This is a genomic window from Frankia sp. R43 (genome assembly GCF_001306465.1).
In the GTDB taxonomy this organism is placed as follows: domain Bacteria; phylum Actinomycetota; class Actinomycetes; order Frankiales; family Frankiaceae; genus Parafrankia; species Parafrankia irregularis.
This window is the reverse complement of sequence record NZ_LFCW01000004.1, coordinates 711153-733225: the sequence shown is the minus strand read 5'-3', so window position 1 is coordinate 733225 and position 22073 is coordinate 711153. Positions and strand designations below refer to the sequence as shown.

17 protein-coding genes and 2 riboswitches are annotated in these 22073 nt (G+C 75.2%); of the genes, 14 read left to right on the top strand and 3 right to left on the bottom strand.

Features of this window, described 5'->3' with window-relative positions; genetic code table 11:
- The first annotated feature begins 144 nt into the window (after nt 1-144).
- The 4 genes from ACG83_RS20360 to ACG83_RS20345 all read left to right on the top strand — a co-directional run bounded on the left by ACG83_RS20360 (nt 145) and on the right by ACG83_RS20345 (nt 3583).
- Complete coding sequence (locus ACG83_RS20360; RefSeq protein WP_054567956.1) at nt 145-987, top strand: class I SAM-dependent methyltransferase; 843 nt, start codon at nt 145-147, stop codon at nt 985-987.
- Nucleotides 988-1255: 268 nt separating this feature from the next.
- Nucleotides 1256-1591 carry an STAS domain-containing protein gene (locus ACG83_RS20355; protein ID WP_054567766.1) on the top strand — a complete coding sequence of 112 codons (336 nt, stop codon included), beginning with the start codon at nt 1256-1258 and terminating at the stop codon, nt 1589-1591.
- Between the two features lie 65 nt (nt 1592-1656).
- A riboswitch (adenosylcobalamin (AdoCbl) riboswitch) is annotated at nt 1657-1809 on the top strand.
- 107 nt (nt 1810-1916) lie between these two features.
- The gene (gene cobM / locus ACG83_RS20350; RefSeq protein ID WP_054567765.1) at nt 1917-2669 is read left to right on the top strand and encodes a precorrin-4 C(11)-methyltransferase; all 753 of its coding nucleotides are present in this window, start codon (nt 1917-1919) and stop codon (nt 2667-2669) included.
- The gene (locus ACG83_RS20345) at nt 2657-3583 is read left to right on the top strand and encodes a precorrin-6A/cobalt-precorrin-6A reductase (protein WP_054567764.1); all 927 of its coding nucleotides are present in this window, start codon (nt 2657-2659) and stop codon (nt 3581-3583) included. The genes cobM and ACG83_RS20345 overlap by 13 nt, the downstream gene beginning before the upstream one ends.
- A 151-nt stretch (nt 3584-3734) precedes the next feature.
- Here the strand turns inward: ACG83_RS20345 and cbiE are convergent, their stop codons facing one another.
- Nucleotides 3735-5096, bottom strand: a complete 1362-nt coding sequence (gene cbiE, locus ACG83_RS20340) for a precorrin-6y C5,15-methyltransferase (decarboxylating) subunit CbiE (RefSeq protein WP_235498042.1) — start codon at nt 5094-5096, stop codon at nt 3735-3737.
- Between the two features lie 122 nt (nt 5097-5218).
- Nucleotides 5219-5309, top strand: a riboswitch (cobalamin riboswitch).
- Nucleotides 5310-5423: 114 nt separating this feature from the next.
- Between cbiE and ACG83_RS20335 the strand changes: the two genes are divergently transcribed.
- The 9 genes from ACG83_RS20335 (at nt 5424) to cobJ (ending at nt 19072) form a co-directional block, all read left to right on the top strand.
- Complete coding sequence (locus tag ACG83_RS20335; RefSeq protein WP_054567954.1) at nt 5424-7667, top strand: VWA domain-containing protein; 2244 nt, start codon at nt 5424-5426, stop codon at nt 7665-7667.
- On the top strand, nt 7667-8281 hold the full coding sequence (cobO, locus tag ACG83_RS20330) for a cob(I)yrinic acid a,c-diamide adenosyltransferase (protein WP_054567763.1): 615 nt from the start codon (nt 7667-7669) through the stop codon (nt 8279-8281). The genes ACG83_RS20335 and cobO overlap by 1 nt, the downstream gene beginning before the upstream one ends.
- Nucleotides 8282-8288: 7 nt before the next feature.
- Nucleotides 8289-9764 (top strand): cobyrinate a,c-diamide synthase, encoded by a 1476-nt coding sequence (locus tag ACG83_RS20325; protein ID WP_054567762.1) that lies wholly within the window; start codon nt 8289-8291, stop codon nt 9762-9764.
- The gene (locus ACG83_RS20320; RefSeq protein WP_054567761.1) at nt 9761-11335 is read left to right on the top strand and encodes a cobyric acid synthase; all 1575 of its coding nucleotides are present in this window, start codon (nt 9761-9763) and stop codon (nt 11333-11335) included. Before ACG83_RS20325 ends, ACG83_RS20320 begins: the two co-directional genes overlap by 4 nt.
- Nucleotides 11332-15081, top strand: coding sequence for a cobaltochelatase subunit CobN (cobN, locus tag ACG83_RS20315; RefSeq protein WP_054567760.1), 3750 nt, complete (start codon nt 11332-11334; stop codon nt 15079-15081). Before ACG83_RS20320 ends, cobN begins: the two co-directional genes overlap by 4 nt.
- Nucleotides 15082-15720: a hypothetical protein gene (locus ACG83_RS46800; RefSeq protein ID WP_083473398.1), complete on the top strand. Its 639-nt coding sequence runs from the start codon at nt 15082-15084 to the stop codon at nt 15718-15720.
- Nucleotides 15721-16059: 339 nt separating this feature from the next.
- Entirely contained in the window at nt 16060-16605 is a 546-nt protein-coding gene (locus tag ACG83_RS46795) for a hypothetical protein (protein WP_083473397.1), read from the top strand.
- Nucleotides 16605-17252 carry a precorrin-8X methylmutase gene (locus ACG83_RS20305; protein ID WP_054567759.1) on the top strand — a complete coding sequence of 216 codons (648 nt, stop codon included), beginning with the start codon at nt 16605-16607 and terminating at the stop codon, nt 17250-17252. Before ACG83_RS46795 ends, ACG83_RS20305 begins: the two co-directional genes overlap by 1 nt.
- Before the next feature lie 98 nt (nt 17253-17350).
- Nucleotides 17351-19072, top strand: coding sequence for a precorrin-3B C(17)-methyltransferase (gene cobJ / locus ACG83_RS20300; protein WP_054567953.1), 1722 nt, complete (start codon nt 17351-17353; stop codon nt 19070-19072).
- On the opposite strand, the gene cobF is transcribed toward cobJ, so the two are convergent.
- Entirely contained in the window at nt 19038-19769 is a 732-nt protein-coding gene (gene cobF, locus ACG83_RS20295) for a precorrin-6A synthase (deacetylating) (RefSeq protein WP_054567952.1), read from the bottom strand. The genes cobJ and cobF overlap by 35 nt on opposite strands.
- Nucleotides 19770-20372: 603 nt before the next feature.
- On the opposite strand from cobF, the gene ACG83_RS20290 reads away from it, so the two are divergent.
- Nucleotides 20373-21092, top strand: a complete 720-nt coding sequence (locus ACG83_RS20290; protein WP_054567758.1) for an EthD domain-containing protein — start codon at nt 20373-20375, stop codon at nt 21090-21092.
- Between the two features lie 61 nt (nt 21093-21153).
- Here ACG83_RS20290 and ACG83_RS20285 read toward each other — a convergent pair whose 3' ends face one another.
- Nucleotides 21154-22047, bottom strand: a complete 894-nt coding sequence (locus ACG83_RS20285; protein ID WP_235498039.1) for an ABC transporter ATP-binding protein — start codon at nt 22045-22047, stop codon at nt 21154-21156.
- Nucleotides 22048-22073 lie beyond the last annotated feature (26 nt).

The window sequence follows — 22073 nt, the reverse complement described above, 5'->3', positions numbered from 1 at the left end:
CAAGAGTGAACGATTTCGGTCGTTCCGACGACCAGAATCCTTCTTTCTTGCGGGTCGCCAGGAAACCCTTCGCCCCCGTTTGCCTCTCTTGATCGGGCTCTGGCTACAGCCCACGCTACCGTCGAGGGTGTGCTGAACGAGCAGATGCGGCTGACCTGGGGCGACAACGCCTCCGGCTGGGTCGCGAACGAGGCGCTCTTCGACGCCCTGTTCGCGCCGGTGACCGCGGCGATCAGCCGTGCGGCGGCAGTCCGGCCCGGGCAGCGGCTGCTGGACGTCGGCTGCGGCTCCGGCACGTTGCTCGCGGCCGGGGCCGGCGCGGGAGCGAGCGTGGTCGGGGTCGACATCTCGCCGGGCATGGCCGAGGCGGCGCGGCGCAGGGTTCCCGTGGCCACCGTCGTGGTGGGGGACGCGCAGGTTCTCGACCTGGGCGGGGAAGCGCCCGGCCCGCCGTTCGACCTGGTCGTCTCCCGCTTCGGGGTGATGTTCTTCGAGGACCCGACGGCGGCGTTCGCGAACATCCGCCGGGTTGTGGCCCCGCAGGGCCGGCTGGTCTTCGCCTGCTGGCGCGGCCGGGAGGAGAACCCGATGTTCTCGCTCGGCTCCAGCGTGCTCGCCGGGCGGCTGGTCCCGCCACCGGCGGACCCGGCGCCTGGCGAGCCTGGCCCGACCGCGTTCGCCGACGCCGACCGGCTGGCGGGCGTCCTGGGTGCGGCGGGCTGGTCCGGCATCGTTATCAACGCGCTCGACTTCGAATGCGACTACGGGGCCGATGGCACCGACGGGGTCGAGGAACGGCTGGCGACCATCCTGAGCACCTCCACCGGCCGGTCGGCCCGGCAGCAGTTGCAGCCGGCCCTGGGCCCGCAGGGCTGGTCGGCGCTGCTCGACGAGGTGCGGGCGGAGCTGCGTCGGCATCTCGTGCGGGGAGCCGTCCGTTTTCCCGCCGCGACCTGGCTGGTCACCGCGACGAACCCGGCTGGCTGACAACTCCGGTCGGGTGACCGGCCCCGGTTCGTTCCGGGGGCCACGCCGCGAAGGTGGGTCGGTGAAGGCCGCAAACCCGAAGCGTTGCTGTTACGGATGGTAACTGGCTGTGTTTGTGTCAGGTTGACTCAGGGGACTATTGCCCTGTGTGCCCGGACGAATTCTCCGGGTTGGGCGCTGGGGCGGGGTGGGCATGGGGCGCAGGGTGCTGCGCTTTCCGCGGCAGCCGTCCTGGTGAAACACCTTCCGGAAGGAGCACCTGATTCTCATGAAGATCGACCGTCGCGAGCAGAACGGTGTCACCATCCTCGACCTGGGCGGGAAGATCGTCCTAGGGATGGGAGCGGAGCAGCTCCGCTGGGCCGTCCGTGAGGAGATGGAGAACGGCACCCGCAATCTGCTGCTGAACTGCGCCAGCGTCACCACCGTCGACAGCAGCGGCATCGGCGAGCTCGTCAGCTCCTACACGGCCACGCAGCATCGCGGCGGCCACCTCAAGCTGCTGAAGCCACCTCCCAAGTTCCAGGACCTGCTCCACATCACCCAGCTGATCACCATCTTCGAGGTCTACGACGACGAGAAGGAGGCCGTCGGCAGCTTCTGAGCCCGGCCCGGGCGGGGGAGACGTCGGCCGCCGGAGCGGGTGTTGACGCCCGATCCGGTACGGACCTACGGTGGGGCCTCGTGACGGCGTAAGGAAGCCGGTGGAAGTCCGGCACGGTTGCGCCACTGTGAGCCCGCGAAACGCCGCGGGTGAGTCAGATACTTCGCCGTCATGATGCCCATCCGTCCGCGGGGACGCACAATCCCCGAAGGAGGCTCCGGTGACCACCGTTGCGCGACTTCACTTCTCCCGTCCCTGAGCACGCCGTGATGACTTTCCGGCTGGCCGTGGCACGGTCCTCCAAGCCTTTCTAGGGAGCGACGCGATCACCGTTCATTTCATCGGCGCCGGCCCCGGTGCCGCGGACCTGCTCACCCTGCGCGGCCGGGACCTGATCGCGGCCTCCCCGGTCTGCCTCTACGCGGGCAGCCTGGTCGACCCGGCCGTGCTGGCGCACTGCCCGCCGGGCGCCCGGATCGTCGACACCGCTCCACTGACCCTCGACGAGATCGTCGGTCATCTCGTCGAGGCCGACACCGCCGGCCAGGACGTCGCCCGGCTCTGCAGCGGTGACCCGTCGGTGTTCAGCGCCGTCGCCGAGCAGATGCGCCGGCTGGAGGCGGCGGGCGTCCGTTACGACGTGTGCCCCGGGGTGCCCGCGTACGCGGCGGCGGCAGCGGAGCTGGGCCGAGAGCTGACCGTGCCGGGCGTGGCGCAGAGCGTCGTCCTGACCCGGACCAGCGAGAACGCCTCCGCGATGCCGGCCGCGGAGACGCTCGCGGCCTTGGGCGCCGCCCGGGCGACGATGGTCATCCACCTGTCCATCCAGCGGATCGAGGCGGTCGTCGAGGAGCTGCTGCCGGTCTACGGCGCCGCCACCCCGGTAGCGGTGGTTGCCTGGGCCTCACGCCCGGACCAGGTCGTGCTGCGCGGCCGGCTCGACACCATCGCCGCCGCCGTGCGCGCCGCCGGGATCGGCCGGGCGGCGGTCATCGTCGTCGGCGACGCGCTCGCCGCGACGGGCTTCCGTGACAGCCACCTGTACTCGGCGGAACGGGACCGTGCGTGCGTATCCTGATCCTCGGTGGCACCCGGGAGGCACGTGACCTCGCCGCCGCGCTCGTCGCCGAGCAGGGCATGGACGTCGTCTCGTCGCTCGCGGGGCGGGTGCGCGATCCGGCGCTGCCCGCCGGCGAGACCGTGATCGGCGGCTTCGGTGGAGTCGGCGGCCTGCGCGTTTTCCTGCGGGACCGGGCGATCGACGTCGTCGTCGACGCCACGCATCCGTTCGCGGCGAGGATGTCCGCGCACGCCGTCGCCGCCTGCGCGGCCCCCTCGCCCGCATCGGACGAGGCGGGCGGCACGCACGCGGGCAGCACGCATTCGAGCGGTGCGCATTCGAGCGGTGCGCATTCAGGTGGTGCGCATTCAGGCGGCGCGTGGGCGGGCGGCGCCGGTTCCGCGGTGCCGCTGCTCCGGCTGGCACGGCCCGGCTGGCAGGCCAGGCCCGGTGACGACTGGCGTCGCGTCGGCGACCTGGCGGCGGCCGCCGACCGGGCCCGGGAGCTCTGCCCGCCGGGCGGCGCCGTGTTCGTCACCACCGGTCGCCGCGAGCTCGCGCCGTTCGCCGCGGACCCGGACCGGCACTATCTGATCAGGGCCGTGGACCCGCCGACGGACACGCTGCCATCGCGGCACACCGTGCTGCTCGACCGCGGTCCCTACACCGTCGAAGGAGAGACCCGACTGCTGCGCGAGCACGACATCCGGGTGCTGGTCACGAAGGACAGCGGCGGCACGCTGACCGTCGCCAAGCTGGACGCGGCCCGCACGGTCGGCGTGCCGGTCGTCATGGTCGACCGCCCGGCGGCCGCGGGCCCGGCGCCACGGACCTGGCCGGACGCCGCCGGCATCCTGACCGCTCTGCGGGAGCTGGCCGCTGGCCATACTGCCGAGTCGCCGCCAAATAGCGGAAGTAGTCGTCGCCAATAGGTGCAAATGGGACGCAGGGCCATCTGGCAATACGCAAGAAGTGAGAATTTCGGTCGTTTCAGTAACGAAATCCTCACTTCTTGCTGGGGATCAGTGGCATCAGTGGAAGCCCGAAGCTCGGGGTTCCGCGACGGGTCTGGCGTGCCAGTGATCACCTGGAATCGGTTGGGGCGGTGTGGACCCACTGGGTGACCGGGAGCGCCGAGCGGAAGGCGGTGAACGAGCCGACCGGCTCGGCGTGGGAGATCGCGATCCGGCGCAGCCGGCCGCCGGCCCGCCGATGCCAGTCGACGAGCACGGCCTCCGTCTCGATCGTGACCGCGTTGACGACGAGGCGCCCGCCCGGCGGCAGCGCCGCCAGGCAGGCGTCGATGACTCCGGGGATGCTCGCGCCGCCGCCGACGAACACGGCGTCCGGCGTCGGCAGACCGGCGAGCACGTCCGGTGCGCGACCTTCGACGAGCCGTAGCCGTCCGGCCGCGGCCCCGCTTCCGGCCCTGGCCCCGGCCGCGGCGGGCATGGCGGCGGGGCCGGCGGGGCCGGCGGGCGATGCGACGACGCCGGCGAGGCGTTCGGCGTTCGCCCGGACGTGGGTGGCGCGATCCGCCCGCGGCTCGATGGCGATGACCCGGCAGCGGCGGTCTGCACGCAGCCATTCGGTGGTGATGCCGCCGCTGCCGGCGCCGACGTCCCAGAGCAGCTCACCGGGCGCCGGGGCGAGCACGGCCAGCGTGATCGCCCGCACCTCCTGCTTGGTGAGCACGCCGTCGGTGGTGAACGTCTCGTCGGGCAGGCCCGGCGCCTGGCCGGCGCCGGCCAGGCGCTCGCCGGGCGCGCAGCGGACCGCGACGATGGCGAGCCGGTCATGCCGTGGCAGGGCGGCCGGCCCGGCCTGGTGGACATGGACGCGTTCGTGCGGACCGCCGAGGCGTTCCAACACGGTGAGCTCGGCCGCGAGGTTACGTTCGGTGACCAGTCGGCGCACCCGGTCGGCTCCGTCCCCGTCGCCGGTGAGGACCAGCACCCGGGCGTCGGCCCGCAGCTCGGGGCCGATCGCGGCGTAGGGCCGGCCGAGGGTGCTGACGACGGTGACCTCCTCGACCGGCCAACCGAGCCGGGCGCAGGCCAGGGAGATCGACGACGGCGCGGGCAGCACCCGCACCCGGCTCGGGCCGAGCGCCCGGGTGAGGGTGCCGCCGACGCCGTAGTGCATCGGGTCGCCGCTGGCGAGCACGACGAGGCGGCGCCCGGCGTGGGTGTCGGGCAGGGCCGCGGCCGCGGCGGCGAGGTCGCGGGGCCAGGCCTCGGTCGCGCGCACCCAGCCGGCGACGAGGGCGAGCTGGCGGGCACCGCCGAGAACGACATCCGCTCCGGCCAGGGCTTCGCGAGCCGCGTCGGCGAGGCCGTCCCAGCCGTCCTCGCCGATTCCGACGACGGTCACGCCGAAGGCGCCGGCCCGGGCGGTCGCGTGTTCCGCCGCGGGCGGTTCGGGCGATGAGGGGCTGCCTGGCACGGGGTGATTGTGCCGGGGCCGGGGCCGGGGCGTCACCTGGATGGCGGCGGCCGGATCGCGGGTGTTGTTAGTCACTGTTCGCGGGGCGCCCTCCCATGGCACGATTCCTGCCAGGCGAAACGAGGGGAACTCCGGTGCGGCGCGCGGCGCCAAGGCCGGGGCGGTCCCGCCACTGTGAGCCGCGACCAGCTGGCGCGGTGAGCCAGAACACCTCGGCCGCCCGCCCGTGAACAGCAGTTCCTGGGCCCGTGCTAGCGGCAGGCGTGGATATCTGCCGGTGCGAGGTGGTGGCCCGTGCCCCCTTTTCCCTTCACCGCGATCGTCGGTATGGACGATCTGCGCCTCGCGCTGATCCTCAACGCGGTCTCGCCCGAGGTGGGTGGCGTGCTCGTCCGTGGGGGGAAGGGCACGGCCAAGTCGACGGCGGTGCGTGCGCTCGCCGCGGTGCTCCCGCCGGTGGACGTGGTGGCCGACTGCCGGTTCTCCTGCGATCCGGGCCGCCCGGCCGAGGACTGCCCCGACGGCCCGCACCCCGCGAGCCCGGGGCAGCGGGTCCCTCCGGCGCGGCGCCGGCCGACCCGGCTGTGTGAGCTTCCCGTCGGGGCGACCGAGGACCGCCTGGTCGGCTCGCTCGACCTCGGGCGGGCACTGACCGCGGGTGTCGTCGCGTTCGAGCCGGGGCTGCTCGCCGCCGCGCACCGCGGCGTGCTCTACGTCGACGAGGTCAACCTGCTGCACGACCATCTCGTCGACCTGCTGCTCGACGCGGCGGCGCTCGGTGTCGCCCATGTCGAGCGGGACGCGGTGTCGGTCCGGCACGCGGCCCGGTTCCTCCTGGTCGGGACGATGAACCCGGAGGAGGGCGAGCTGCGACCGCAGCTGCTCGACCGGTTCGGCCTGACCGTGCAGGTCGCGGCCCCACGGGAGGCTACGGCGCGGGCGGAGGTGGTCCGCCGCCGGCTGGCCTTCGACGCCGCGCCGGACGCGTTCGCGGCCGGCTACGCCGAGGCACAGCGGGCGCTGTCGGCACGGATCGCCGCTGCCCGGGCGGCGTTGCCCGCCGTGCGGCTGCCCGATCGGGAACTGGTCCGGATCGCCGCCGTCTGCGCGGCGTTCGAGGTGGACGGGCTGCGGGCCGACCTGGTGACCGCCCGGGCCGCGGTGGCGCACGCGGCCTGGGAGGGACGCACCGAGGTCACCGAGGCGGACGTCCGGATCGCGGCGGCGCTCGCGCTGCCGCACCGCCGCCGCCGCAACCCGTTCGACGAGCCCGGTCTCGACCCCGACCAGCTCGACGCCGCGCTGGACGCCGCCCGGGAGCAGACCGCCGAGGAGCCGGGCGGCGAGCACCGCGCCGACGACCCGGCCCATGACGCGAATCCGGACTCTGCCGCCGCCGGCGGCCCGCCCGGCCCGCCCGGCGAGCGGGATGAGTCGCCCCCCGGGCCGGACGGGTCTGATGGGCCGGACGGGCCGGACGGGCCCGGTGGCGGCGCTTCCGCCGGCGCGGCGGAGCGCGACACACCGGTCGGCGACGACGCGTCCGACCGGCCAACCCACGACGCCCCGCCGGCCACCGCCGCGCCCGCCCCCGCGGGCGCGAGCGGGGGCGCGGCACCCTCCCGGGTGGTCGCCCCGGCGGAGACGTTCCGTGCCCGGCGGCTCGAGGTGCCCGGCGTCGGCTGGGGCGTCCCTGGCCGACGGTCCCGCGCGGTCACCGGCGCGGGCGCGGTCGTCGGCGCCGACGTGCCCGCCGGCCGGCCGCGGGACCTGCACGTCGTCGCGACGATGCTGGCCGCGGCACCGCATCAGGCGGCCCGGGGGCGGGGTGGCCCCGGGCTGGCGCTGCGGGCGGCCGACCTGAGGCAGGCGCGCCGCGAGGGCCGGGAGGGAAACCTCGTCCTGTTCGTCGTCGACGCCTCCGGTTCGATGGCGGCGCGGGCGCGGATGGGGGCGGTGAAGGCGGCGGTGCTCTCGCTGCTCCTCGACGCCTACCAGCGCCGCGACAAGATCGGACTGATCACCTTCCGGGGCGAGGCCGCCGAGCTGGCGCTGCCGCCCACGTCGTCGGTCGACGTCGCGGCGGCGCGGCTCGCGGACCTGCCGGCGGGTGGGCGCACCCCGCTCGCCGACGGCCTGCTGCTCGCGCACCGCACCCTCGCCCGGGAGCGCCTGCGCGACCCGAGCCGCCGGCCGCTGCTCGTCGTGCTGACCGACGGCCGGCACACCGCCGGGCCCGCGCCGGGTCCGGCGGCCGAGCTGCTCGCCCGCGGCGGGGCCGCGGCGGTGGTCGTCGACTGTGAGACGGGCCGGGTCCGGCTCGGACTCGCGGGCACTCTCGCCGGCATGCTGGGCGCCCCGCTGCTCGGCCTCGCCGAGCTGGCTGCCCCCGGCTCCGCACCGGGCCTCGCTCCCGGGGCGGCGCCGGGGGCCACAACCCGGGCCACAGCCGGCTCCCGGGCCGCGCGAGCCGACGGGCGACGAGGCCACGGGGCCAGTCCAGGCCTGGACAGCGCCGCGGTCGGAGCCGGGCTCGCGGCCACCGTCCGTGCGCTGAGGGACGTCGCCTGATGGCGCCGCAGGGGCAGGTGACGAGCGTCCCCGACGACGGTCTGACGACGCGGCAGCGGCGTAACCGCCCGTTGGTGATCGTCCACACGGGTGAGATGAAGGGGAAGTCGACGGCCGCCTTCGGGCTGGCGCTGCGCGGCTGGAACCAGGGCTGGCCGATCGGCGTGTTCCAGTTCGTCAAGAGCGCCCGGTGGAAGGTGGGCGAGGAGAACGCGCTGCGGGCGCTCGGCCGGGTGCACGAGCAGACCGGGGAGGGCGCGCCGGTCGACTGGTTCAAGATGGGCTCCGGCTGGTCGTGGACCCAGCGCGGGCCGCTCGACGACCACGCGGCGGCCGCCGCCGAGGGCTGGGAGCGGATCAAGGCCGACCTCGCCGCGCAGACCTACGGGCTGCTGGTGCTCGACGAGTTCACCTACGTGATCGAGTGGGGCTGGGTCGACGTCGAGGACGTCGTGGCGACCCTCGCCGCGCGCCCCGGGTTCCAGCACGTCGTCATCACCGGCCGCCGCGCGCACCCGCGGCTGGTGGCCGCCGCGGACCTGGTCGTCGAGATGACCAAGGTGAAGCATCCGATGGACGCCGGGCAGAAGGGCCAGCGGGGGATCGAATGGTGAGCGGGCCATGAGAGTTCCGCGGATCGTGCTGGCCGCGCCGGCCAGCGGCGCAGGCAAGACGTCGATCGTCACCGGCCTGCTCGCCGCGCTGCGGGCGCGCGGGCTCGCCGTCTCGCCGCACAAGGTCGGCCCGGACTACATCGACCCGGGCTACCACGCGCTGGCCGCCGGCCGGCCGGGGCGCAACCTGGACCCGTGGCTCGTCGGCGAGGAACGGATCGGCCCACTGTTCCTGCACGCCGCACTCACCCCGAGACGAGCCGACATCGCCGTCATCGAGGGCGTCATGGGCCTGTTCGACGGGCACGCGACCCGTCCCGGGTTCGGTTCGACGGCGCACGTCGCCACGCTGCTCGCGGCGCCCGTCGTGCTGGTCGTCGACGCACGGGCGGCCGGCCGGTCCGTCGCCGCGACCGTGCACGGGTTCCGCGCCTTCGACCCCCGGGTGCGGATCGGCGGCGTCGTGCTCAACCAGGTCGGCTCCGCACGGCACGCCGAGATCCTGCGCGCGGCGATGGCCGAGATCGCCATGCCGGTGCTCGGCGTGGTCCGCCGGCGGGCCAGCCTGGCGACCCCGTCGCGTCATCTGGGCCTCGTACCGGCCGCCGAGCGAGCCGGTGCGGCCCGGGACGTCGTGGCCGAGCTCGGTGCGGTCGCCGCCGAGGACCTCGACCTCGACGCGCTGCTCGCGCTCGCCGCGACGGCACCCGACCTCCCCGCCGAGCCCTGGGATCCGCGGGCCGCCGTCGCCGGCGCTGGCGACGGCACTGGGGTTGGCGAAGGCGAAGGCGAAGGCGCCGGCGCGGTCGTCGGCGCTGCCGCGACCGCCGCCGGTCCGCGTCCGGTGGTCGCCGTCGCTGGTGGTCCGGCCTTCACGTTCGGCTACGCCGAACTACCCGAGCTGCTGACAGCCGCCGGCGCCGCCGTCGCCCCCTTCGATCCCACCGTGGACGAGGCGCTGCCGAGCGGGACCTCGGCGCTGGTCATCGGCGGCGGGTTCCCGCAGGTCCACGCCGGTGCGCTCACCGCGAACGCCGCTCTGCGAGCCGCGGTGCGGGCGTTCGCGGCAACCGGCGCGCCGGTCGCCGCCGAGTGCGCCGGGCTCCTCTATCTCAGCAGTGCCCTCGACGGGGCGCCGATGTGCGGGGTGCTCGGCGAGGTGGCGGCGGCGATGACCCCCCGGCTCACCCTGGGCTACCGGGAAGCGGCCGCGGCCACCGACTCGGTGCTCGCGCCGCGGGGCACGGTCGTGCGCGGGCACGAGTTCCACCGCACGGCCACCATCCCGCCGGCCGGTGGCGGCACCGTACGGGACTCGGCCCCGGCCTGGCGCTGGCGCGACGCGGCGGGCGCCGAGCTCGTGGAGGGCTTCGTCCGCGGTGGCGTCCACGCCTCCTACCTGCACACCCACTGGGCCGGGATGCCCGCCGCCGCGACCCGGTTCGTCGCCGCCGCCCGCCAGGCCCGGGCGGTCGCGGCATGACCGGCGGCGCGGGGCAGATGGGCAGGACTGGCGACGCGCTGCTGGTCGCCGGGACCACCTCGGACGCCGGCAAGTCGGTGCTGACCGCCGGCATCTGCCGGTTCCTCGCCCGCCAGGGCGTGCGCGTGGCGCCGTTCAAGGCCCAGAACATGTCGCTGAACTCGTGGGTGACCGCCGACGGCGCGGAGATCGGCCGCGCCCAGGTCATGCAGGCCGCCGCCGCGGGCATCGAACCGGAGGCGGCGATGAACCCGGTGCTGCTCAAGCCGGGTGCCGGGCACCGCAGCCAGGTCGTGCTACGCGGCCGGCCGGTCGCCGAGACCGGCGCGCTCGGCTACCGGGAGCTCAAGGGCCGGCTGCTCACCGAGGTGCTCGCCAGCCTGGCCGACCTGCGGTCCCGCTTCGACGTGGTGGTGTGCGAGGGCGCCGGCAGCCCGGCGGAGATCAACCTGCGGGCGAACGACATCGCGAACATGGGCCTGGCCAGGGCCGCCGGCCTGCCGACGATCATCGTCGGCGACATCGACCGCGGCGGCGTGTTCGCCGCGATGTACGGCACCCTCGCCCTGCTGGAGCCCGCGGACCAGGCGCTGGTCGCCGGGTTCGTCGTGAACAAGTTCCGCGGCGAGCGGGCGCTGCTCGAGCCGGGCCTGGACATGCTGCGGGGGCTCACCGGCCGGCCCGTGCTCGGCGTGCTGCCCTGGCAGGACGGGCTCGACCTGGACGTGGAGGACTCGCTCGGCCTGCCCGCGCCGGGCGAGACCAGGGGAGACCCGGCCGGGCCGCTGCGGGTGGCGGCGGTGCGGCTGCCGTACCTGAGCAACTTCACCGATCTGGACGCACTCGCCGCCGAGCCCGGTGTCGCGGTGCGCTACGCCGACCGGCCCGAGGACCTCGACGCCGCCGACCTCGTGGTGCTGCCCGGGACCCGGTCGACGGTGGCCGACCTGGGCTGGCTGCGCCGGCGCGGGCTGCACGACGCGCTGGCCCGCCGGGCGGCGTCCGGGCGTCCGGTGCTCGGCGTCTGCGGTGGCTACCAGATGCTCGCCGAGACGATCGTCGACGAGGTGGAAAGCCGCGCGGGAGCGGTCGACGGCCTCGGTCTGCTGCCGGTCACGGTCCGGTTCGCCGCGGGCAAGACCCTCGGCCGGCCGGTCGGGGTGGCCTACGGCCAGCCGGTGCGCGGCTACGAGATCCACCACGGGGTGGCGACGGTGCACGGCGGCGAGCCGTTCCTCGACGGCTGCCGGGCCGGCGCGGTCTGGGGCACCACCTGGCACGGCGCGTTCGAGAACGACGGGTTCCGCCGGGCGTTCCTCGCCGATGTCGCCGCCCGGACCGGCTCGCCCTGGCGGCCCCGCGGCGAGATCTCGTTCGCCGCCGTCCGGGAGCGCCGCCTGGACGCCCTCGGCGATCTCGTCGCCGACCATCTCGACACCGGCGCGCTGCGGGCACTGCTCGCCGGCGGTCCGCCGGCGGGCCTTCCGTTCCTCCCGCCCGGTGCGCCGCCGGCCGCCGGCTCCGCCGAACATCTGTCGTCGTCCCGGCCAACCCTGGGGAGCCGTCCGTGATCCTGTTGCTGTCGACGTCCGACACGGACCTGTCGTGCGCGCGTGCCAGCGGGGAGGACTATCGGCTGGCGAACCCGACCCGCCTCGACGACTCCGAGCTGCCGGCGCTGCTCGACGGCGCCGACCTCGTGGTGCTGCGCCTGCTCGGCGGCCGTCGGGCCTGGCCCGAGGGGCTCGACGTCGTCCTAGCCAGTGGCCTGCCGGTCGTGGTCCTCAGCGGCGAGCAGGTGCCCGACGCGGAGCTGATGGAGCTGTCGTCGGTGCCCGCGGGGGCCGCGGCGCAGGCACACGCCTACCTCGCCCACGGCGGCCAGCACAACCTGCGCCAGCTCGCCCGCTTCCTCTCCGACACGATCCTGCTGACCGGCCACGGGTTCGACCCGCCGCTGCCGACCCCGCCGTGGGGCGTGCGGCCGCGGCCCGGCCGGGCCGCCGAGCCCACCGCCGAGCCGGCCGCCGAGCGGCCGACGGTGGCGATCCTCTACTACCGGGCACACGAGCTGGCCGGGAACACCGCCTTCGTGGACGCGCTCGCCGACGCCGTCGAGGCCGCGGGCGGGCGGGCGGTGCCGGTGTTCTGCGCGTCCCTGCGCGCCGCCGACCGCGGGCTGCTGGACGTGCTCGGTGAGGCGGACGTGCTGGTGACGACCGTGCTGGCGGCCGGCGGGGCGGCGTCCGGCGCGAACCCGGCCGAGGTCGGCGCGGGCGGGCGCGACGAGGACTGGGACATCGGGGCGCTGGCCGCGCTCGACGTGCCGATCCTGCAGGCGCTGGCCGTCACGTCGCCGCGGGCCCAGTGGGAGGGCAGCGACGACGGCCTGTCGCCGCTGGACACGGCGACCCAGGTGGCGATCCCCGAGTTCGACGGCCGGATCATCACCGTCCCGTTCTCCTTCAAGGAGATCGACGCCGACGGCCTGACCCACTACGTCCCCGACGCGGAGCGGGCGGCGCGGGTCGCCGGGCTCGCGGTGCGCCACGCGCGGCTGCGCCACATCCCGAACGCGCAGAAGCGGATCGCGCTGGTGCTGTCGGCCTACCCGACGAAACACGCCCGGATAGGAAACGCCGTCGGTCTGGACACCCCGGCCAGCGTGCTCGCGCTGCTGGGCGCGCTGCGCGACGCCGGCTACGACGTCGGCCCGGCCGACGGGCCCGGCGCGCTGCCCGGCCTCGCGGCCGGGGACGGGGACGCCCTCATCCACGGGCTGATCGCCGCCGGCGGGCAGGACGAGGACTGGCTGACCGCCGAGCAGCTCGCCGGCAACCCGGTCCGCGTGTCCGCCGCGACCTACCGGGCCTGGTTCGCCACGCTGCCCGCCGGCCTGCGCGCCGAGATCGAGGAGAACTGGGGCCCGGCGCCCGGCGACCTGTTCGTCGACCGCTCGGCCGACCCGGACGGCGAGATCGTCCTCGCCACCCTGACCGCCGGCAACATCGTCATCCTCATCCAGCCACCGCGCGGGTTCGGCCAGAACCCCATCGCGATCTACCACGACCCAGGCCTGCCGCCGAGCCACCACTACCTCGCGGCCTACCACTGGCTGCGCAGCGGCCCCGCCGGCGCCGACGGCACTGGTGGCGCCGGGTTCGGCGCGCACGCCGTGGTCCACGTCGGCAAGCACGGCAACCTCGAGTGGCTGCCGGGCAAGGCCGCCGCGCTGTCCGCGGGCTGTGCACCGGACGCAGCCCTCGGCGACCTGCCGCTGGTCTACCCGTTCCTCGTCAACGACCCCGGCGAGGGCACCCAGGCCAAACGGCGGGCACACGCCACGATCATCGACCATCTCGTCCCCCCGATGGCCCGCGCCGACAGCTACGGCGACATCGCCCGCCTCGAACGGCTGCTCGACGAGCACGCGCAGATCGCCGCGATGGACCCGGCGAAGCTCCCCGCGATCCGTGCCCAGATCTGGACGCTGATCGAGGCGGCGAAGCTCGACCACGACCTGGGCCTGGCCGACCGGCCGCACGACGCCGAGTTCGACGAGTTCCTCCTGCACGTCGACGGCTGGCTCTGCGAGATCAAGGACGCGCAGATCCGCGACGGCCTGCATGTCCTCGGTGCGGCGCCGACCGGCGAGGCCCGGGTCAACCTGGTGCTCTCGATGCTGCGCGCCCGCCAGCTGTGGGGCGGTGCCGTCGCCCTGCCCGGGCTGCGCCAGGCCCTCGGCCTGGGCACCGACGACGGGACGGTCCGGACCGACGCGGTGGAGGCGGTCGCCCGCACGCTGGTCAGCGCCCTGGAGGAGCGTGCCTGGGACCCGGCGGCCGTGACCGAGGTCGTCGGCACGGTGCTCGACGCACCGGCCGAGCCGGCCCTGCGTGACGCACCGGCCGAGCCGGCCGAGCCGGCCGCGCTCGACGCGCCGGCCACGGCCCGGGACGTCGACCGTGCCGCGGTGGTCGACGTGCTGACGTTCGCCGCCACCGAGATCGTGCCCAGGCTCGCCCGGACGACCGACGAGCTCGACCGGACGCTGCACGCGCTCGCCGGCGGCTACATCCCCGCCGGCCCGAGTGGCTCGCCGCTGCGTGGCCTCGTCAACGTCCTGCCGACCGGGCGCAACTTCTACGCCGTCGACCCGCGGGCCGTGCCCAGCCCGCTGGCCTGGGAGACCGGGCGGGCGATGGCCGACTCGCTGCTCGAACGCCACCTGGCCGACACCGGCGAGTATCCCCGCTCGGTCGGCCTGTCGGCCTGGGGGACCTCGGCGATGCGAACGTCCGGCGACGACATCGCCGAGATCCTCGCCCTGCTCGGCGTCGCCCCGCTGTGGGACGAGGCCTCGCGGCGGGTGCGTGGCCTGGAACCGATTCCGCTCGCCGAGCTCGGCCGCCCCCGCATCGACGTCACCGTGCGGATCTCCGGGTTCTTCCGCGACGCGTTCCCGCACGTCGTCGACCTGCTCGACGACGCCGTCCGGCTGGTGGCCGACCTGGACGAGGATCCGGAGCACAACTACGTCCGGGCCCACACCGACGCCGACACATCCGTCCACGGCGACCGGCGCCGGGCCACCACCAGGGTCTTCGGCTCGAAGCCGGGTGCCTACGGAGCCGGGCTGCTGCCGCTCGTCGACGCCGGCACCTGGCACGACGACGCCGACCTCGCCGAGGTCTACGCCGCCTGGGGCGGCTACGCCTACGGCCGCGGCCTCGACGGCCGCCCGGCCCGTGACGACCTGGAGGCGGCGTACCGGCGGATCAGCGTGGCGGTCAAGAACACCGACAGCCTCGAACACGACATCGCCGACTCCGACGACTACTTCCAGTACCACGGCGGGATGATCGCGGCGGTCCGGGCGCTGACCGGCCGCAGCCCGCGCGCCTACATCGGGGACTCCACCAGGCCCGACGACGTGCGCACCCGCACCCTCGGCGAGGAGATGGCCCGGGTCGTCCGGGCCCGGGTCGTCAACCCGCGCTGGATCGCCGCGATGCGCCGCCACGGCTACAAGGGCGCCTTCGAGCTCGCCGCCACGGTCGACTACCTGTTCGGCTACGACGCGACGGCCGGTGTGGTGGCCGACTGGATGTACGAGGCCGTGACCGCGGCCTACGTCCTCGACGACGAGAACCAGAAGTTCCTCTCCGACGCCAACCCCTGGGCGCTGCACGGCATCGCCGAACGGCTCCTGGAGGCCGTCGACCGCGGGCTGTGGTCCGAGCCGCAGCCGGCGACCCTGGACGCGCTGCGCGAGGTCTACCTGCGCGCCGAGGGCGACCTCGAAGGACGGTCCTAGATGCCCGCCGCGTCCACCCCGCGGGCCCGTCAGCCCGAACTGGCCCCACAGGCCCGGCCCGCACAGTCCGTTCGGCCCGCACAGTCCGTTCGGCCCGCACAGTCCGTCCGACCTGCACAGCCGGTCCGATCTGCACAGGCCGTCCGGCCAGCACAGCCCGTTCGGCCGGGCCGGGCCGACCGCTGCCCGGGCGCGCTGGTCCTGCACGAGGCGGCGGACGGAGGGCTCGCCCGGATCCGGCTGCCCGGCGGCTTCGTCGACGGCGAGGTGCTGCTCGCGCTCGCCGTGCTCGCCGGGTCGTTCGGCGAGCACGGCGCCGTCGAGCTGACCTCACGGGGCAACGTCCAGCTGCGCGGCGTTCCCGCCGGCCGCCGGGCCGAGCTCGCGGAGCGGGTCGCCGGGCTGGGGCTGCTGCCCTCGGCCACCCACGAGCGGGTCCGCAACATCGTCGCCGCGCCCTTCGCCGGCCTGACCGGCCAGGACCCTGGCCTCGAGGACCCGAGGCCTGAGGGGCCGAGGCCCGAGGACCCGAGGCTCCAGGAGCTCGTGCGCACGCTCGACCAGGCGCTGTGCGCGGACCCGGAGCTCGCCGGCCTGTCTGGCCGGTTCCTGTTCGGCCTGGGACGACGCGTCCGGTGACACATCGCGGCCCTCGCCCCGACGCGGTGGGCGGCCCCACCGCCCGCGGACGCTGGTGGTCGGCCGGCCGGGGTGGGGTCGAGCCGGCGCCGCCGTGGTCCCGGAGCTGCTCGGGGCCGCGCGGCGTTCCTGCGCACCGCCGCGAGACGTTGTCGGCGACGGCATCCGGTCTGGCGGGTCCGGACCTGCCCGACGGCGGCCGGGAGCTCGCCGCCGCGCTGCGGCCGGCCGCCCGCAGGGCCCCCCGGCCGACTCCTGGCCCGCCCAGCCCGGACAGTTCGACCGGCGGAAAGTCGCCGGTGCTGCTGGCCGTCGGCCGCCAGTCCCCCGCGCGGTGCATTGCCTGGCCGATCCTGGCCCGGTGGAGCCTGGCACGGCGGTGTCTGGCGGCGTCCCGACGGCCTCCACGCCGCCGCGGTCCACGTGCCGCTCGGCCAGCTGACCCGTCCGCGGGCGGACGTCCTCGCGGCCGAGGCCGCGGCGACCGGTGAGGCGCTGCGTGTCACGCCGTGGCGGTCGGTCGTCCTGCCCCGCCTCAGCGGCATCGGCCCGGACAGCTTCACCGGCGCCGCGGGGCGCGTCGGCCTCGTCACCGACCCCGGCTCGCCGTGGACGCGGGTCACCACCTGCGCCGGCCGCCCCGGCTGCGCGAGCGCGCTCGCGGACGTACGCTCCGACGCCGCCCGGGCGGTCGACGCGGGCCGGCTCATCCCCCTCGGCGCCGCGGCGCCGCCCGGGCCGACCACAGCTGCTGGACCGCGGGCGCACTGGAGTGGCTGCGCGCGCCGCTGTGGCCAGCCCGCCTCCCGGCACCTGGCCGTCGTCGCCGGCCCCGCCGGCTACCTCGTCCACGACACCGGCACCGAACCGAAGGAATGCCCGTGATGCCGACCGGCACTGATTCCCGGTACCACTACGAGCGCGACGGGGCGGCCATCTACCGGCAGTCGTTCGCCACCATCCGCGCCGAAGCCGACCTCGCACACCTGGCGGCCGACCTGGAGCACGTCGTCGTCCGCATGATCCACGCCTGTGGCATGGTCGACCTGCCCGCCGACGTCGAGGCCAGCCCGGATGTCGTCGGTGCGGCCCGGGCGGCACTGCGCGCCGGCGCGCCGGTGCTGTGCGACGCGCAGATGGTCGCCAGCGGCATCACCCGCCGGCGGCTTCCCGCCGGAAACGAGATCGTCTGCGCGCTCGGTGACGAACGGGTCCCGGACCTGGCCGCCCGGCTCGGGACCACCCGGTCCGCCGCCGCGCTCGAGCTGTGGCGCGACCGGCTCGCCGGCGCCGTCGTCGCCGTGGGGAACGCCCCGACCGCCCTGTTCCACCTGCTCGAGATGATCGGCGCCGGCGCGCCCCGGCCGGCGGCAGTCCTGGGCCTGCCCGTCGGTTTCGTCGGCGCCGCCGAGTCCAAGCAGGCGCTCGCGGACAACCCGTTCGGCCTCGCCTACCTCGTCGTCCACGGTCGCCGCGGCGGCAGCGCGATGACGGTGGCCGCCGTCAACGCGATCGCCTCGGAGGAACTGTGAGTCCCGCACCCGGCGGCCCCGCGGCCACCGGCCCCGCGGCCACCGGCCCCGCGGCCACCGGCCCCGCGACCGCCGGCCCCGCGACGGCGGGCCCCGCCGTGCCCGCCGGCACCCTCTACGGTGTCGGCGTCGGCCCGGGTGACCCGGAGCTCGTCACGGTCAAAGCCGCCCGCCTGATCGGCCAGGCGCAGGTCGTGGCCTATCACGCGGCCCGGCCCGGCCGGTCGCTGGCCCGCGCGAGCGCGGCCCCCTACCTGCCGGCCGGCGCCGTCGAGGAGGAGCTCGTCTACCCGGTCACCCGTGGGGGCACCGTCCATCCTGGCGGCTACCAGGGCGCGATCGACGAGTTCTACGAGCAGTCCGCGGCCCGGCTCGCCCGGCACCTGGCCGCGGGCCGGGACGTCGTGCTGCTCGCCGAGGGCGACCCGACGCTTTACAGCTCCTTCACCCACATGCAGCGCCGGCTCACTCCGCGGTTCGGGTGTGTGGTCGTCCCCGGCGTGACGTCGGTGTCCGCCACCGCCGCCGCCGCGGGCGTCGCGCTGGCCACCGGCGACGAGACCCTCACCGTCGTGCCCGCGACGATGCCCGCCGACCGGCTGCGTGACCTGGCCGCCGCCGGGGACGGCCTCGCCCTGATGAAGGTCCGTGCCGACCTCGACGGCGTGCGCCGGAGCCTCACCGAGGCCGGTCGGCTCGACGGCGCGCTGCTGGTCAGCCGCGCCAGCCGGGATGGCGAGCGCGTCATGGCGCTGCGTGACCTGGCGGCAGTCGAGGACGTCCCGTACATGTCGATGGTTCTCGTACCGGCGAACCAGGCCGACCAGGCGTGCCGCCGCGCCGAGGCCGCGCAGGCCAGACCGAGCGCTGCCGGCAACGAGCAGAGCGCCACCTGCGCTGTGGCGAGCGCTGCCCGTGCCGAGCCGACGCTCGTCACGGTCGTCGAGCCCGGCGGTGTCACTGTGGCCGAGCCCGGTGGTGCCACCGTCGCCGCGCCCGGCGGTGTCACCGTCGTCGGGCTCGGCCCCGCCGGCGCGGACTGGCTCACCCCCGAGACGGCCCGTGCCCTGGCGGAGGCCGACGACCTCGTCGGCTACCAGACGTACCTGCGGCGCGTCGCCGTCCGGCCGGGCCAGCGCCGCCACCCGAGCGACAACCGGGTCGAGGCGGAACGCGCGGCCTTCGCCCTCGACCTCGCGCGGCGCGGGGCGCGCGTCGTGGTCGTCTCCTCCGGCGACCCGGGGGTGTTCGCCATGGCGTCGGCGGTTCTGGAGGTCCGCGCCGACGACTACCGGGACGTGCCCGTACGCGTGCTGCCCGGCGTGACGGCGGCGAACGCCGTCGCCGCCCGGGCCGGCGCACCGCTCGGTCACGACTACTGCGTGCTGTCCCTGTCCGACCAGCTCAAGCCCTGGCCGCTGGTGCTGCGCCGGCTGCGCGCCGCCGCCACGGCCGACCTGGTGCTCGCGCTCTACAACCCCGGGTCGCAGACCCGCCGGGCGCACATCGACGAGGTCCGCGCCACCCTGTCACAGTGCCGGGACGCCGACACTCCCGTCGTCGTCGGCCGTGCGGTCGGGGACGCCGGCGAGAGCGTCGAGGTGATCCGGCTCGCGGATCTGAGCGCCGACCACGTCGACATGCGCACCCTGCTCATCATCGGCTCGTCGCGGACCCGCCGGGACGCCGACACCGGCCTGGTCTTCACCCCACGCCACCACGACGGCCACCTGCCGGCACCGGCACCGGCTCCAGACCCAGACCCAGCTGCGGGGCCGGCTCCGGTCAAGGCCGTCGTCGGAGCAGATAGACGTCCATGATCCAGCCCTTGCGGGCCCGGGCGGCCTGCTTCATCGCCGCGATCTCGTCCCCGACCTCGGCGAGCGGGCCGGCGATCGCGATCTCGTCGGGCCCGCCCAGGTAGGCACCCCAGTAGATGTCCCACTGGTTGGTGTCGGGGATGTCCCGCCAGGCCGCCGCGCCGTCGAGCAGCACGACGACCGAGTCCTGGCCCGCCACCTCGGCGGTGAGCCGCCGGCCGGTGGTGAGGTGGACCGCCCCGCCGATGCTGTTCAGCGCGATCCGGTGCCGGGCGGCCAGCGCCTGCACACTGGAGATGCCGGGGATCACCGTCACGTCGACGTCCACCAGCCCGCGCGAGCGGACGTCGTCGAGGATCCGCAGCGAGCTGTCGTAGAGCGCCGGGTCGCCCCACACCAGGAACGCGCCCCGGTCGCCGTCGGCGAGCTCCGCCAGCAGCGCCCGCGCCCACACCTCGGCGCGGGCGGCATGCCAGCGGCGCACCTCGGCCGCGTAGTCGTCGGGCGCCCGGTCGCGTTCCGGCTCGGCCAGCTCGACGAGACGCAGGCCGGGCCGGGCATACCGGGCGCAGATCTCGCCCCGCAGCGCGTTGAGGTCGGCCTTCGCGGCACCCTTGTCGACCGTGAACAGGACGTCCACACCGGCCAGCGCCCGACCGGCCTCGTAGGTGAGCGACTCCGGGTCACCGACGCCCATTCCGATCAGCAGCACCGACCGCCGGGGCACCGCGTCCGGGACATCGGGAGCGCGCCCACCTGGGCCAACAGCAATCGACACCTGGCGACGATATCGCCGTGGCCGTACCCGGCGGTAGCTGCCGTAGCCGCACCCGCGGCGGCTCGAAGAGCAAAGGATTCTGGTCGTCCGGGTCCGGGTGTCCGTCGCGAAATCACGCCCACCAAGATCAATAGTGCCGAGGGTGCGGCTGAGGCCGCCGCCGCTCGAAGATCATGGGATCTTGGTCGTCCCAACGGCCACTATCCTCGACTCTTGTCTGGTCGCAACGGCTTCCCGAGGCGCGGCCCGACGTCGCCGCTCGAAGATCATGGGATTCTGGTCGTGCCAACGACCGCTATCCTCAACTCTTGTCTGGTCGCAAGGGCTTCCCGAAGTTCGGGATTCTGTCTCAGGCGCCCTGACGGCCGGAATCCTCCGCTCCTGGGGATTACCGTGTCACACGTTTCCTACTTTGTCGGCTCGGGACGCCGGTTCGCGCTTTCGCCGGACTGCCCGCCACCACCTGCCCGAAGATACCGGCGACGGGTGGACGCGACGGAGCGGGACGACAGAGGAGATCATGTGATCAAACGGTTCCTGTTCGTCACCCGGGCGTGCGCGTCGGACCGGTTCGCCGCCGCCTGGCGTGCCGCCGTCGGCGCCGCGGCGACAGCCCCGCCGCCGGCTCGACCGCTGCGCCTGGCGGCCGGCACCGTGCTGGCCGAGGTCACCCCCGAGGCGCCGCACGACGGTGTCGGGCTGCAGTGGTTCGCGGACGAGGAGCACCTGCTGCGGTTCGAGGCCTGGTCGGCCTCGCCCGAGGGCGCGGCCGCGAACGCCCTGCTGGGCGAGGCGGTGGAGCTGGAGTCCACCGGCGTCGTGGTGGCACACGAGCATGTGATGCGCGGCGACGAATGGATACAGCGGCAGCGTCAGGACGGAGGCCCGGGCCTCAAACAGATGGCGCTGGCCCGCCGTGCCACCGATCTGACCCTCGCGCAGTTCTTCGACCGGTGGCGCAGTCGCGCCGGCACCGTCGGCGTGGTGCCGATTCCCGCCGAGGTCCGCGGGCTCGCCTACATCCAGAACCATCCCCTGCTGACCGTAGGTGCCGGTGCCGGTGCCGGTGCCGAGGCAGGCGCCGAGGCCGAATGGCCGTACGACGCGGTGAACGAGGTCTACTTCGACGACCTCGACGGCATCCGCCGGCGGATGGCCTGGTTCGCCGAGAACCTCGACCGCAACGAGGACGACCTCGTCCGGGAATCGTGCTTCGTCGCGGTGCGGGAGGAGATTCTCTGACGGCACCTGTGGCGGGCGTGGCACCTGGTGGGCGCGGCTTCCGCGGCCATCGTGGGCACGCTCAGCGCGTCGCCTCGTCCCACCGCGCCGCGTCGCCGTGGAGCTCGAAGGTCCGGGTGGTGGGGTCGAAACGCAGGTCGTCGCCGTCGAAGGTGGTGTTGACCGCGCCGGAGCCGATGACCTCCCGCGGGCTGCCGGTGTGGAGGTTGCCGGCGCGGTCGAGGAGCCAGACCTGGTCGGCGACCCGCAGCGACAGTTCCAGGTCGTGGGTGGAGACGACGACGGCGAGGTCGCGTTCGCGGGCGAGGCGGCGCATCAGCGCGGTGACGGTGACCCGGCTCGGCGCGTCGAGGAACGCGGTCGGCTCGTCGAGCAGGATCAGTGACGGTTCCTGCGCGAGTGCGCGGGCGATCATCACCCGTTGGCGTTCGCCGTCGGAGAGCTCGTCGGCGTCGCGGGTGGCGAGCTGGGACGCGCCGACGGCGGCCAGGGCCCAGCCGACGACGGCCCGGTCGGTGTCGGCGAGCCGGCCGGTAGGGCCGGTGTGTGGGTGGCGGCCGAGGCCGACGAGGTCGGCGGCGGTGAGCAGCCCGACCTGGACGCGGTCGGTGAGCACGGTGCTGACCTTCCGGGCCCGTTCGGCTCCGCTGAGCCGGTTGAGGTCCGATCCGTCGAGCAGGGCCCGCCCGGCCAGTGCCGGCTGCAGGCCGGCGAGGGTGCGCAGCAGGGTGGACTTGCCGATGCCGTTCGGGCCGAGCAGCACGGTGAGCTGCCCGCGGGGTGCGGTCGCGGTCAGGCCGTCGAGGACCCGGTGGCGCGCTCGGCGGCGGCGGTAGCCGACCGCGAGCCCGTCCAGGCACAGCCCGGGTGTTCCTGCCAGCCCCGGCGTCCCGGGCGTCCCCGGCGTCTCGAGTGGGCCTGGCGTCTCGGGTGGGCCTGGCGTCTCGGGTGGCACCGGTGGCACCGGAGCGGCGGCGGGCA

Bases quoted from the DNA above. Each gene is read 5' to 3' on its own strand.
- ACG83_RS46800 (WP_083473398.1), top strand. From the start codon at position 15,082: ATGCCCGCCGCGTCCACCCCGCGGGCCCGTCAGCCCGAACTGGCCCCA.
- cobO (WP_054567763.1), top strand. From the start codon at position 7,667: ATGGCGCCGCAGGGGCAGGTGACGAGCGTCCCCGACGACGGTCTGACG.
- ACG83_RS20305 (WP_054567759.1), top strand. From the start codon at position 16,605: ATGCCGACCGGCACTGATTCCCGGTACCACTACGAGCGCGACGGGGCG.
- ACG83_RS20320 (WP_054567761.1), top strand. From the start codon at position 9,761: ATGACCGGCGGCGCGGGGCAGATGGGCAGGACTGGCGACGCGCTGCTG.
- ACG83_RS20355 (WP_054567766.1), top strand. From the start codon at position 1,256: ATGAAGATCGACCGTCGCGAGCAGAACGGTGTCACCATCCTCGACCTG.
- cobF (WP_054567952.1), bottom strand. From the start codon at position 19,769: ATGGGCGTCGGTGACCCGGAGTCGCTCACCTACGAGGCCGGTCGGGCG.
- ACG83_RS20325 (WP_054567762.1), top strand. From the start codon at position 8,289: ATGAGAGTTCCGCGGATCGTGCTGGCCGCGCCGGCCAGCGGCGCAGGC.
- ACG83_RS20360 (WP_054567956.1), top strand. From the start codon at position 145: ATGCGGCTGACCTGGGGCGACAACGCCTCCGGCTGGGTCGCGAACGAG.
- ACG83_RS20335 (WP_054567954.1), top strand. From the start codon at position 5,424: ATGGACGATCTGCGCCTCGCGCTGATCCTCAACGCGGTCTCGCCCGAG.